General features: G+C 46.4%; 9 protein-coding genes. 2 read left to right on the top strand and 7 right to left on the bottom strand.

Annotation, left to right across the window (positions count from 1 at the left end; genetic code table 11):
• Positions 1 to 101: 101 nt before the first annotated feature.
• From carB to grpE, 6 genes are all read right to left on the bottom strand, one after another.
• A complete protein-coding gene (gene carB / locus IBX48_RS05200; RefSeq protein WP_296831506.1) occupies positions 102 to 3,323 on the bottom strand; it encodes a carbamoyl-phosphate synthase large subunit in 3,222 nt (1,073 codons plus the stop codon).
• Between the two features lie 25 nt (positions 3,324 to 3,348).
• Positions 3,349 to 4,494 carry a glutamine-hydrolyzing carbamoyl-phosphate synthase small subunit gene (carA, locus tag IBX48_RS05195; RefSeq protein WP_296831504.1) on the bottom strand — a complete coding sequence of 382 codons (1,146 nt, stop codon included), beginning with the start codon at positions 4,492 to 4,494 and terminating at the stop codon, positions 3,349 to 3,351.
• Positions 4,495 to 4,773: 279 nt separating this feature from the next.
• Positions 4,774 to 5,595 carry a 4-hydroxy-tetrahydrodipicolinate reductase gene (gene dapB / locus IBX48_RS05190; RefSeq protein WP_296831502.1) on the bottom strand — a complete coding sequence of 274 codons (822 nt, stop codon included), beginning with the start codon at positions 5,593 to 5,595 and terminating at the stop codon, positions 4,774 to 4,776.
• Positions 5,596 to 5,611: 16 nt separating this feature from the next.
• On the bottom strand, positions 5,612 to 6,757 hold the full coding sequence (gene dnaJ, locus IBX48_RS05185; protein ID WP_296831500.1) for a molecular chaperone DnaJ: 1,146 nt from the start codon (positions 6,755 to 6,757) through the stop codon (positions 5,612 to 5,614).
• Positions 6,758 to 6,950: 193 nt separating this feature from the next.
• A complete protein-coding gene (gene dnaK / locus IBX48_RS05180) occupies positions 6,951 to 8,864 on the bottom strand; it encodes a molecular chaperone DnaK (protein ID WP_296831498.1) in 1,914 nt (637 codons plus the stop codon).
• Between the two features lie 115 nt (positions 8,865 to 8,979).
• A complete protein-coding gene (grpE, locus tag IBX48_RS05175; RefSeq protein WP_296831495.1) occupies positions 8,980 to 9,549 on the bottom strand; it encodes a nucleotide exchange factor GrpE in 570 nt (189 codons plus the stop codon).
• A 172-nt stretch (positions 9,550 to 9,721) separates the two neighbouring features.
• Here grpE and IBX48_RS05170 point away from each other — a divergent pair, with 172 nt between their 5' ends.
• The gene (locus IBX48_RS05170) at positions 9,722 to 10,597 is read left to right on the top strand and encodes an NAD(+) kinase (protein ID WP_296831493.1); all 876 of its coding nucleotides are present in this window, start codon (positions 9,722 to 9,724) and stop codon (positions 10,595 to 10,597) included.
• Positions 10,598 to 10,620: 23 nt separating this feature from the next.
• A complete protein-coding gene (recN, locus tag IBX48_RS05165) occupies positions 10,621 to 12,300 on the top strand; it encodes a DNA repair protein RecN (protein ID WP_296831491.1) in 1,680 nt (559 codons plus the stop codon).
• Positions 12,301 to 12,404: 104 nt separating this feature from the next.
• Here recN and fur read toward each other — a convergent pair whose 3' ends face one another.
• Positions 12,405 to 12,815, bottom strand: a complete 411-nt coding sequence (gene fur, locus IBX48_RS05160) for a ferric iron uptake transcriptional regulator (RefSeq protein ID WP_296831489.1) — start codon at positions 12,813 to 12,815, stop codon at positions 12,405 to 12,407.
• Between the last annotated feature and the right edge of the window lie 231 nt (positions 12,816 to 13,046).

Here is a 13,046-nt window from a genome sequence, read left to right as displayed (position 1 = left end):
AGAAAAGAAGCCAGCACGTCAACGTACCAGCTTCTTTTATGCAACCTGCAGGGCAACCAAAAACGGCCCTTTAATCTAAGTTACTTAAACAATATCAATGTTTAGGCGTTATGTAAATCTTGTAAACGATGCACCGGTTGATTATCTAAATAATCCATCGCCGCTACGGTTGCAAACGCACCGGCCATAGTGGTGGTATAACAAATTTTATGCATCAAGGCTTCGCGGCGAATACCGGAAGAGTCTTTAATGCTGACTGAGCCGTCCGACGTGTTCACAATCAAGGCAATCTCTTCATTTTTGATTACATCGACAATGTTTGGACGCCCTTCGGTCACTTTGTTTACCAACTCACACTCAATCCCCGCCTCGGTTAAAGACAAGGCCGTGCCACGTGTAGCCACAATCGTGAAACCTTTCGCTAACAACTTCTGTGCTAGGTCAATCACCTTAACACGATCGGCCTTGCGTACACTGAGAAAGGCTTTACCCTCCCGCGGCAATATGGTGCTGGCGGCTAACTGTGCATTTGCATAAGCTTGTGCAAAGTTTTCACCCACTCCCATTACCTCACCGGTTGATTTCATTTCTGGGCCTAGAATTGGGTCAACCCCTAGGAACTTAATGAAAGGGAATACGGCTTCTTTTACCGAACAATGTTTCGGCATAATTTCAACTTCGTAGCCCTGTTGCTTCAAGCTCTGACCAACCATGCAACGTGCTGCAATTTTAGCCAATGGGCGACCAATCGCTTTGGATACAAACGGCACCGTTCGAGATGCACGTGGATTCACTTCTAACACATAAATGTCTTCGCCTTTTACGGCAAATTGGGTGTTCATCAAACCAATCACATTTAGGGCTTTCGCCATTTGGGATACTTGTTCGCGAATCTCGTCCTGAATCTTGGCCGAAATACTGTATGGCGGCAAAGAACAAGCCGAGTCACCCGAGTGAATACCAGCTTGTTCAATGTGTTCCATCAAACCGCCGATCACGACTTGCTCACCATCACAAATTGCATCCACATCCAACTCTACCGCGTCATCTAAGAAACGATCTAGCAATACAGGCGAATCATTCGATACCTGCACCGCATGCTTCATGTAACGCACCAAGTCTTCCTCAGAATAGACAATCTCCATCGCGCGCCCGCCTAATACATATGACGGACGTACCACAAGAGGATAACCAATTTCTTTCGCCAAAATAATCGCTTCGTCTTCACGACGTGCCGTGCGGTTTGGTGGCTGACGTAAACCCAATTTGTTCAATAGCTGCTGGAAACGCTCGCGGTCTTCCGCCAGATCAATCGAATCTGGGCTGGTACCAATAATCGGCACACCGGCGGCTTCCAAATCGCGCGCTAATTTTAAGGGGGTTTGGCCACCGTATTGCACAATCACACCTTTAGGTTTTTCTACTTCAACAATTTCCAGCACGTCTTCAAGTGTTAAGGATTCAAAATACAGTCGATCCGAGGTGTCGTAGTCGGTGGATACGGTTTCTGGGTTACAGTTAACCATAATGGTTTCATAACCGTCTTCACTTAACGCCATCGCGGCATGTACACAGCAATAATCAAATTCGATACCTTGACCGATACGATTCGGCCCGCCGCCCAACACCATAATCTTGTCGCGATCTGTTGGGTTCGACTCACACTCATCTTCATAAGTGGAATACATATACGCGGTCGAGGTTGCAAATTCAGCCGCGCAGGTGTCAACCCGTTTATAAACCGGGCGCACACCTAGTGTATGACGGTATTTACGCACTAACGCGCTGTCGGTTTTTAACAGCTTCGCAATACGGTTGTCCGAAAAACCTTTACGTTTTAACTGACGCAAGAAACCTTCTTCTAAGGTATCCAAGCCTTTTGCCACAATGTCGGCTTCCAGCTCAACCAGTTCTTCAATTTGTGACAAGAACCAAGGGTCAATTTTACTAACGTCAAACACCTGCTCTATTGACCAGCCGGAGCGGAACGCATCCGCCACATACCAAATACGATCCGGCCCTGGATCACGTAGTTCGCGGCGTAAAATATCACGCACATCTTTTTCATCGACACTTGATAAGTCGATCATTTCATCAAAGCCATCTTTGCCGGTTTCTAAACCACGCAAGGCTTTTTGTATCGACTCCTGGAAGTTACGACCCATCGCCATCACTTCGCCCACCGACTTCATCTGGGTCGATAAACGTGGCTGAGCTTGTGGGAACTTCTCAAACGTAAAACGTGGAACTTTGGTCACAACATAGTCAATAGACGGTTCAAACGACGCCGGTGTGGCCCCGTTGGTAATATCGTTTTGCAATTCATCTAAGGTATAACCCACCGCTAACTTAGCGGCCACCTTAGCGATCGGGAAACCGGTCGCTTTAGAAGCTAAAGCCGACGAACGCGAGACACGCGGGTTCATTTCGATAACAATCATACGACCGTTTTCTGGGTTCACCGCAAACTGCACGTTCGAACCACCGGTTTCAACACCAATCTCGCGCAACACCGCCAACGAGGCATTACGCATAATTTGATATTCTTTGTCGGTTAAGGTTTGAGCCGGTGCAACTGTAATCGAGTCACCGGTATGCACACCCATTGGATCAAAGTTTTCGATGGAACATACGATAATGCAGTTGTCTTTGGTGTCGCGCACCACTTCCATTTCGTATTCTTTCCAACCTAGGATGGATTCTTCGATCAACAATTCTTTGGTGGGCGATAATTCCAAACCAAACTTACAAATCTGTTCGAATTCTTCACGGTTATACGCAATACCGCCGCCCGAGCCACCTAAGGTGAAAGAAGGACGAATAACGGTTGGAAAACCAAGTTTAGCTTGAATTTCCCATGCTTCTGTCATATTGTGCGCTACCGCCGATTCTGGCATATCTAAACCAATCTTGGTCATAGCTTGACGGAAACGGTCACGGTTTTCGGCTTTGTCGATGGCGTCTTGTTTTGCGCCGATCAACTCAACATTGTATTTTTCTAAAATCCCGTTATGCGCCAAATCCAACGCACAGTTCAAGGCGGTCTGGCCGCCCATAGTCGGCAAAATAGCATCCGGACGTTCTTTTGCGATAATACGCTCAACCACCTGCCAGGTAATCGGCTCGATGTAAGTCGCATCCGCCAACTCTGGGTCGGTCATAATGGTGGCTGGATTCGAGTTCACCAAAATAACTCGGTAACCTTCTTCTTTTAACGCTTTACAGGCTTGTGCGCCTGAGTAATCAAACTCACAAGCTTGTCCGATAATAATGGGGCCAGCACCGATGATCAGGATGCTGTTAATGTCTGTTCTCTTTGGCATAGTCTTCCCTTAATTCTGTGCGGTCTTAGCTGGCGCTTGCTTGTTTAAATTGTTTGATGTTATCGACAAACTGGTCGAATAAAGGCGCCACATCATGCGGGCCCGGACTCGCTTCTGGGTGACCCTGGAAACTAAACGCCGATTTATCGGTGCGCGAAATGCCCTGTAACGAACCATCAAACAAAGACTTATGCGTTGACTTTAAATTGGCCGGCATACTGGATTCATCAACGGCAAAACCGTGATTCTGTGAAGTAATTAACACGCGCCCGGTTGCATTGTCTTGCACCGGATGGTTGGCGCCATGATGACCAAACTTCATCTTCACGGTTTTAGCGCCACTGGCTAAGGCCAATAATTGATGACCTAAGCAAATACCGAATACTGGCACGTCGGTTTCCAAAATACCTTGAATGGCTTTAATTGCGTAATCGCAAGGTGCAGGATCGCCCGGGCCGTTTGATAAAAACACACCATCCGGGTTCAAAGCTAACACTTGCGCCGCCGTGGTTTTAGCCGGCACCACGGTCAAACGACAACCGCGCTCGGCCAACATGCGTAAGATATTGGTTTTAACCCCGTAATCAAACGCCACCACGTGATAAGGCTGATTACCGGCATAATCAATATGCCCTTTACCAAGCTGCCAGCCACCTTCAGTCCAGCTGTAAGCTTTATCGGTGGTTACCTCTTTGGCTAAGTCCATACCGCTTAAGCCGGCAAAACCTTTCGCCGTCGCCACCGCTTTTTCGGCATCAATATTGGTGCCCGCGACAATCACGCCATTTTGTGCACCTTTTTCGCGCAAAATACGCGTTAGTTTGCGCGTATCAATATCGGCAATCGCCACTACATTTTGATCTTTTAAGTAATCAGGTAAACTTTGTTGAGCGCGGAAGTTACTCATTAAACGCGGGCAATCTTTGACCACTAACCCTTGCGCCATAATGCCTGATGACTCGGCGTCTTCGGAGTTAACCCCAACGTTCCCAATATGCGGATAGGTTAAGGTGACTATTTGTTTGAAATAGGAAGGATCTGTCAAAATTTCTTGGTAACCCGTAAGAGACGTGTTAAACACGACCTCACCGACACATTCGCCTTCAGCACCAATTGAAACTCCCCAAAACAGCGTCCCATCCTCAAGCGCTAACAAAGCCGTGTAATTCATTTATATTCCGCCTAAATACTTAAATACTTCTAAAATGCACATACAAAAAACGGAGCCAGCTCCCTCTTAACAAGAACTTGCTCCGTCTCTATTTTTTCTGCTAAATGACCTCATGTCACCCTTAATTTTGCGTCATAAAATCAAAATTCTAAATTAGGCGGATTTTAAAGCATTTCAAGCTTATTGTCTAGAGGGCACCTCGATTAACCCCCTGATTAATTCGCAGTCTTTCACAACCACCAGGCCTGGTGGTTGACGTCCAACTTAAACCGCTCTAAATTAACGTAAATTTAGAACATCTTGCATATCATACAAGCCATTTGACTGGTTTGCTAACCACTGGCAAGCGCGCACGGCACCACTCGCAAACGTCATTCGGCTTGACGCCTTATGGGTGATTTCAATGCGCTCACCAATCCCGGCAAACATCACCGTATGTTCGCCCACAATATCACCAGCCCGAATGGTTTCAAAGCCAATTGTTTGCGGATCACGTTCGCCGGTATCACCTTCGCGGCCATATACGGCACAGGTCTTTAAATCACGACCTAAAGCCTTGGCCACCACCTCACCCATGCGTAATGCGGTGCCAGAAGGCGCATCGACCTTATGGCGGTGGTGGGCTTCTATAATTTCAACATCAAAACCTTCGCTTAAAACTTCAGCCGCCATCTTAAGCAAGGTCAAACTCAAGGTCACCCCAACACTCATGTTCGGCGCAAACACGACTGGAATTTTAGTCGCAGCCTCATCAATCGCGGCCAAACCAGCCTCATCAAAACCAGTGGTTCCGATTACTAGGCGTTTATTGGCTTGCACACACAAACCCAAGGCTTCAAGGCTCACTTGCGGGCGGGTAAAGTCAATCAAAATATCAAAGTCATCCAGTACATCGGCCAAGTTGTCTGTAACTTTTACGCCCAAACTACCCACACCCGCTAAATCACCAGCATCGGCACCGGCCAAACTTGAACCCGGGCGTTCAATCGCCGCACCCAGCACCAGGCCTGGTGTGGCATTTGTGGCTTCAATCAGGTGTTTACCCATGCGCCCGGAAGCGCCCATCACGCCAATTCGAATCATTTCTTGTGTATCCAACATAGCTTATCCTTTGAAATTAAGAGTTCCAAGGCTCTTTATCAGTCGATTTCTTATCCTCATCGGAGGTAAAAAATGACTTTACGGAATCAAAAAACGAATGGGCTTTTGGACTGTGTTTGCCCGGTTTACCTTTTAAACTTTCATCGAAGGCTTTTAACAAGTCTTTCTGATCATCGGTCAATTTAACTGGGGTTTCAATATTAACTTCGCAAATTAAATCACCTACACGCGATGAACGTACCGATTTCACGCCTTTACCGGCCAATTTAAAACGCTGTCCTGACTGGGTACCAGCCGGAATTTTCAAGCGTGCTTTGCCATTTAAGGTCGGCACTTCAATTTCACCACCCAAGGCCGCGCTGGCGAAAGATAAAGGCAGCTCACAAAACAAAGTATCGCCATCACGCTGGAAAATCGCATGACGTTTTACTCGAATGCGCACATATAAATTACCACGCGGCGCGCCTGCTTCACCCATGCCACCCTCACCTTGCAGGCGAATACGATCACCCGAATCCACACCCGATGGAATTTTAACCGACAAGGTTTTGTGGGTGGTGACATGACCTTCACCATGACACTTCTTGCAAGGCGACTTGATAATCTTACCTCGACCATGACAAGTCGGACATTCACGCGCCACCGCAAAGAAGCCCTGTTGAATCCGCACCTGACCTTCGCCATGACAGGTCGGGCAGGTTTGCGCACTCGTGCCCGGTTCAGCTCCAGTTCCATCACAGCCATCACATTCTTGTTGACGCGGAATCCGAATATCAACTTCGGTGCCAGCCACGGCTTCTTCTAAGGTAATATCCAATTCATATTGCAAATCGTCACCTGGTCGTGGGCCGCGTCGGCCACCGCCGAAGATGTCGCCGAAGATGTCGCCAAATGCATCACCAAAGCCGCCACCAAAGCCTCCGCCACCTTGTGAGCCGTCCACGCCAGCATGACCAAACTGATCATAAGCCGCGCGTTTTTGGTCATCGGTTAAGACCTCATAAGCCTCGGTGGCTTCTTTGAATTTGTTATCCGCATCAGGATCGTCCGGGTTGCGATCCGGGTGGAATTTCATCGCAATTCTACGATAGGCTTTTTTGATTTCCGCTTCAGATGCGGTGCGTGAAACTGACAATATTTCGTAAAAGTCTTTTTTGCTCATAGATCCGTAACATATTTTAAAAAGTGAATTAGCTCAAATCACTAATACGACCAAACAATGTCGTTCTAATGCATTTCAGCTAAACCACTTGCGTGATAGAAAAAACAACGGCTCAAAAAAGAGCCGTTGCATCAGGGCGCCTCAATCAAACCCAAATTGAGGAGCCCATTATAGGCTTTAAAAAATCAAAACCTTACTTCTTGTTGTCGTCCACCTCTTCAAACTCGGCGTCAACGATGTCATCCGCTTTCTCATTCTGAGACTGTGGCTGATCACCAGCGCCTTGCTGTTGCTTAGCCATCATTTTTTCAGTCATGGACTGGCTCGCCGCGGCTAAAGCTTGTACCGCTTCATCAATGCCGGCTTTGTCATCTGACTTAATGGCTTCTTCAACCTTAGCAATCGCGGCTTCGATCGCTTCTTTTTCAGACGCGTCCAGATCGTCACCCGCATCGGTCATGGCTTTACGTGTCGCGTGAACCATCGCATCCGCTTGGTTACGTGCTTCAACCAATTCTTTCATTATGCGATCTTCTTCTGCGTGCGCTTCGGCATCTTTCACCATGCGTTCAACTTCTTCCTCAGACAAACCTGACGAAGCCTTGATGGTGATGGTTTGTTCTTTGTTGGTCGCTTTATCTTTAGCCGACACGTTCAAAATACCATTCGCATCAATATCAAACGTCACTTCAACCTGTGGCATACCACGCTGTGCTGGTGGAATGTCTTCTAGGTTAAATTGACCTAACGACTTGTTACCTGATGAGATTTCACGCTCACCTTGCAATACATGAATCGTTACCGCGGTTTGATTATCTTCCGCTGTTGAGAACACCTGCGACTTACGAGTCGGGATAGTGGTATTTTTCTCAATCAACTTGGTCATCACGCCACCCATGGTTTCGATACCTAATGACAAAGGCGTGACGTCTAACAACAATATGTCTTTTACATCACCAGACAATACACCACCCTGAATCGCAGCACCCATCGCAACCGCTTCATCCGGGTTTACATCACGGCGTGGCTCTTTACCAAAGAACTCTTTCACACGTGCTTGTACCATTGGTACACGGGTTGACCCACCTACCAAGATAACGTCGTCCACTTCTGAGGCGGTTAAACCTGCATCTTTCAGGGCGATTTTACAAGGCTCGATTGAACGAGCAACTAAGTCTTCTACTAATGATTCGAACTTAGCACGCGTCATTTTAATGTTTAAGTGCTTAGGACCCGATGCATCAGCGGTAATGTAAGGCAAGTTAATATCAGTCTGCTCACGCGATGACAATTCAATTTTCGCCTTTTCAGCCGCTTCACGTAGACGCTGCAACGCCAACGGATCGTTCATTAGATCCACACCTTGGTCTTTCTTAAACTCTTCAACCAAGTAATCCATAATCTTCTTATCGAAGTCTTCACCACCTAAAAAGGTGTCGCCGTTGGTTGACAATACTTCAACCTGCTTTTCGCCATCTAGGTCCGCTACTTCGATAATTGAAATATCGAACGTACCACCACCTAAATCGTAAACCGCAATTTTGCTGTCGCCTTTCGCTTTATCCATACCATAAGCCAACGCAGCCGCAGTTGGCTCGTTAATGATACGTTTAACTTCCAAGCCCGCAATTTTACCGGCATCTTTGGTCGCCTGACGCTGCGCATCGTTAAAGTAAGCCGGTACAGTGATAACCGCTTCGGTAACTTCGTGACCTAAATAATCTTCGGCGGTTTTTTTCATTTTTTGCAACGTACGTGCCGAAACTTCTTGTGGTGACATTTTTTTGCCATCTACATCAACCCAAGCATCACCGTTATCCGCTGCGATGATTTTGTAAGGCACCATACCGATGTCTTTTTTAACTTCTTTGTCTTCGAAACGACGCCCGATCAAACGCTTAATTGCGAATAGCGTGTTTGTCGGATTGGTTACCGCTTGACGTTTAGCCGAATCACCAACCAATACTTCACCATCTGCAGCATAAGCTACGATTGACGGCGTAGTACGCGCGCCTTCTGCGTTAGGAATAACTTTAACTTCTTTGCCTTCCATTACGGCCACACAAGAGTTGGTTGTGCCTAAATCGATACCAATAATTTTCGCCATGTTTGCATCTCCAATTTTATTAATCTTGTCTGCTATATAAGTCCTGACAGCTACAATTCAAGGACTTGTTATAAAATTTTTATTTAATTCATGCTTAATAAGCGTGTTTTAAGGCTTAAGCCTCTTTACTCACAATCACACGAGCCGGACGAATCAAACGCTCATTTAATGCATAACCTTTTTGGAATACTTCCATTACGGTGTTCGGCTCGTGATTGGGTGACGGCACCATGGTCATAGCTTCATGTTGCTGCGGGTTAAATTTTTCACCAACCGGATCAATGCGTTCAACATTAAAGTCGGCCAACACATCTAAAAGCTGTTTAAAGGTCATATTTACACCTTCACGAATCGACTCTAGCGAGGCTTCTGATTTATTTGCGGCTTCCAAGCCAAGTTCCAGACTGTCCGCAACGGGCACTAAGGCATTGATCAACTTTTCAACCCCGTATTTATGTGCGTTTTCGACATCAATGCGAGTGCGACGACGTAAATTCTCCATATCCGCCTGCATACGCAACAACGAATCCCAATGTTCATCAGATTGCTTACGTGCCTCGGCCAACAATTGTTCTATATCTTTTTCGACCGTTTGCTCGGCCTGTTCAAGTTCTTCGCTTTCAGATGAGTCATCCAAATTCTCTTGATCTTTAAGCGGATCTTGCGCTTGTTTCTGCTCGCTCATACTGTCTCCAACATACGTCTAAATTAAATAAGGTTTCGATAAACATAGTGACCCGGTTTTTATTTTCAACCCTTGCTCGTTATATTTCGTGCAAATAATTCCATCGGTGCGGTTAATCAGCGGCAAAAAAATTCAGGTATAATCGAAAACACTGGATTAAAAAGGCAAGCAAATGTTTAAACGAATTGGTATTTTCGGTAAATACAGCGGCTTCCAATCGTGGAAAAGCATCGACAAATTGATTACTTTCTTTTTAGATAAACACCTAACGGTTTACCTAGACGAAACCTCGTGCAAAGACTTCCCTATCGAACGCTACGGCGTAACCTTAGTGAACCGCGAAAACATGAAAGGTGAAATCGATATCGCCATTGTTGTGGGCGGTGATGGCACCTTTTTAGATGTAGCGCGTTATGTGGTGGATCAACAAATCCCAATTTTAGGCGTCAACTTGGGTCGACTGGGCTTTTTGGCGGATGTCTCGCCCGAAACCATGCTCGCCACCATGGAAGATGTATTAAACGGCACTTACGATTGTGAAGAACGCAACTTGTTGCACGTTGAAATTTACGAACACGATCAAATGGTGTTTAAACACTTGGCGTTTAACGATGTGGTGATTCACAAACCCGACACGCCAAAAATGATCGAATTTGAAACCTTTATTAATGGCCGATTTTTAAAAAGCCAGCGCTCTGACGGCATGATTATCGCCACCCCAACCGGCTCAACGGCTTATGCGCTTTCGGCTGGTGGCCCAATTGTGGACCCCAGCTTAAATGTCATCAGCCTGGTGTCGATCAACCCGCATACCATGAGTAACCGCCCTTTTGTGGTGGATGGTGACAGCGAAATCGAATTACGCGCCCACGAAAACTGCAACGGCGTCGCGCGTATTACCTGCGATGGCCAAATCACTTTTGAAATCAACGCTAAACACCGAACTCGTGTGATTCGACACCCACACTTTATTAAACTAATTCACCCTTGTGGTCACGACTACTTTCAACTGTTACGCGCCAAACTTCATTGGGGCGAAAAACTCTAAAAACGGATGCCACTGAACTTATTATGCTGCAAGAAATCCACATTCAAAACCTGGCTTTAATTGAACGTTTACAACTGAATCTCGCCCAAGGTTTTACTAGCCTGACCGGTGAAACCGGTGCGGGTAAATCTATCTTACTGGATGGTTTAGGCCTTGTTTTGGGCGAACGTGCCGACTCCAGCTTAGTGCGTCACGGCGAAGAACGCGCTGAAGTCAGCGCCCAGTTTGATATAGCGCTTTTGCCACAAGTGCAGGCCTGGTTGCAAGAGCAAGCCTTAGATGACGATGACTTGTGTTTATTGCGCCGAATCGTGAATGCCGATGGACGCTCGAAAGCTTATATCAATGGCCGCCCGGTTCCAGCCAGCAGCTTAAAAGCACTCGGCAACCTGCTGGTTGATATTCATGGCCAGCATGAACACCAGTCGCTTTTAACTAACAGCAATCAACAAAACCTGGTGGATGCTTATGGTCATCATCAAACTCAGCTGGAACAAGTCAAACAAGCCTTTAAACATTGGCAAAAACTCAAGCATCGTTACGATGACCTACAAGCCAACCAAGCCGAACACCAAAGCAAGCTAGAGTTAATTGAGTTTCAGCTTAATGAGTTTAACAAGCTGAGTCCTCAAACCGGCGAATTTGAAGCTTTGTCAGACGAACAAAGTACGCTGGCGCACGCGAGTGAAATCAAACGCAACGGGCTTTTGAGTTACGAAGCCTTGGATGGCGAAGTCGGTGCGACCCATTTGGTAAGCGAAGCAATTCAACAGTTAGAACAGCTAGGTGAATATACGCCGACCTTAAACGCGCAACTGTCGCAACTGCATACCACCTTAATCGATCTGCAAGAAGCGGCTAACGACATTCATCACTTTGCCGAATCGGTAGAACTTGATCCTGAACGCTTGAATGCTTTAGATGAACGATTAAGTGCGCTGTATGCACTCGCCAAAAAATACCACCTCAGCCCGGAAGACCTAACAAGCAAACACCAACAGCTGCAACAAGCGTTTGAAAACTTGAATCTGGATGGCGGTTCATTAGATGAATTGAAAATTCAAATCGACCAGGCCTGGTTGGACTACGAAAAAACCGCTCAAATCCTCAGCAAACAGCGTAAAACCAGTGCCAAAAAACTCAGCCAAACCGTCAGCAGCAGCATGCAAACGCTGGGAATGGCAAAAGGCGAGTTTAAAATAGACTTAACCCCGCTCGACAAACCCAGCGCGCAAGGTTCAGACAGAATTGAGTTTTTAGTTAGTGCTAACCCCGGCCAACCCGCCAAACCACTGGCTAAAGTGGCCTCCGGCGGCGAACTGTCGCGTATTAGTTTAGCCATCCAGGTTGCGAGCGCCGAAGTCGCGCAAATTCCGACCCTTATATTCGACGAAGTCGACGTGGGTATCGGCGGCGGCATTGCCGAAGTGGTCGGCCAAAAAATGCAACAATTGGGACAGCACCGTCAAGTTTTATCCATCACCCATTTAGGCCAAGTGGCGGCTTATGGTAATCAACATTTAAATGTCAGCAAACAAACCAGCAAGGGTAAAACCCTTACCCAAGTAACTCCGCTTAACCCACAAGCCCGAATTGAAGAAATCGCGCGTATGGTGGGCGGTTTGGAAATTACCGAACAAACCCTTAAACATGCGCAAGAAATGCTCGAACGTGCGCAACTCAATTTACAGGCGCGCACTTAACGTCACTTTTTAAGGCTTTAAAACAAAAAAGGCGCCAGATAAGTTATTTATCTCGCGCCTTTTTACTTCGCCGCTTTGTTATACGAGAAGATTAGACTGGTCTTTTATTCTTCTTTTTTCAAAGTACCGTAAATCACCAGATTATGACCCGACAGGTTATAGCCGTTTTCTTTCGCAATTTCGCGAATACGTTCTTCAATCACCGGATCAACAAACTCTTTAACATGGCCAGTTTTTAAACACACCAAGTGATCATGGTTGTCACCAGTATCCAGCTCAAAAATAGAAATGTTATTTTCAAAGTTCAAACGGCGCACAATGCCAGCTTGTTCAAACTGTGTCAACACGCGATAAACCGTGGCCAAGCCAACTTCTTCGCCCTGCTCCAACAACACCTTATACACATCTTCGGCTGTTAAATGATGCTGATCACCGGCTTTTTCTAAAATTTCTAAGATCTTCAATCGTGGCAAGGTTACTTTCAAACCGACTTTTTTTAACTCCACGCCGCTCATAAAAACTCCATTTCATTATTGGGCACCTCGATTAACCCCTGATTCATTCTGGCAACGCCAAGTTTTTCAGATCAAGGCGTGAACCTGAAGGAATGTCTAGACCTTGCAAAGGTTCACAACGCAGAGCTGAGAAAACTTGGCTAAGCCCCAGCGGGCGGGGGTTAATCGAGGTGCCCTATTCTTATTCAATCCATTACACTCATGTGCATTGCTCGTTATAATAAACGAAAA

Origin of the sequence: Thiomicrospira sp., from assembly GCF_014859555.1 — a bacterium.
GTDB lineage: Bacteria > Pseudomonadota > Gammaproteobacteria > Thiomicrospirales > Thiomicrospiraceae > Thiomicrospira.
This window is presented reverse-complemented; position numbering and strand designations above follow the sequence as displayed.

Coding starts and splice junctions, on each gene's coding strand:
- carB (WP_296831506.1), bottom strand. CDS start 3,323: ATGCCAAAGAGAACAGACATTAACAGCATCCTGATCATCGGTGCTGGC.
- carA (WP_296831504.1), bottom strand. CDS start 4,494: ATGAATTACACGGCTTTGTTAGCGCTTGAGGATGGGACGCTGTTTTGG.
- dapB (WP_296831502.1), bottom strand. CDS start 5,595: ATGTTGGATACACAAGAAATGATTCGAATTGGCGTGATGGGCGCTTCC.
- dnaJ (WP_296831500.1), bottom strand. CDS start 6,757: ATGAGCAAAAAAGACTTTTACGAAATATTGTCAGTTTCACGCACCGCA.
- dnaK (WP_296831498.1), bottom strand. CDS start 8,864: ATGGCGAAAATTATTGGTATCGATTTAGGCACAACCAACTCTTGTGTG.
- grpE (WP_296831495.1), bottom strand. CDS start 9,549: ATGAGCGAGCAGAAACAAGCGCAAGATCCGCTTAAAGATCAAGAGAAT.
- IBX48_RS05170 (WP_296831493.1), top strand. CDS start 9,722: ATGTTTAAACGAATTGGTATTTTCGGTAAATACAGCGGCTTCCAATCG.
- recN (WP_296831491.1), top strand. CDS start 10,621: ATGCTGCAAGAAATCCACATTCAAAACCTGGCTTTAATTGAACGTTTA.
- fur (WP_296831489.1), bottom strand. CDS start 12,815: ATGAGCGGCGTGGAGTTAAAAAAAGTCGGTTTGAAAGTAACCTTGCCA.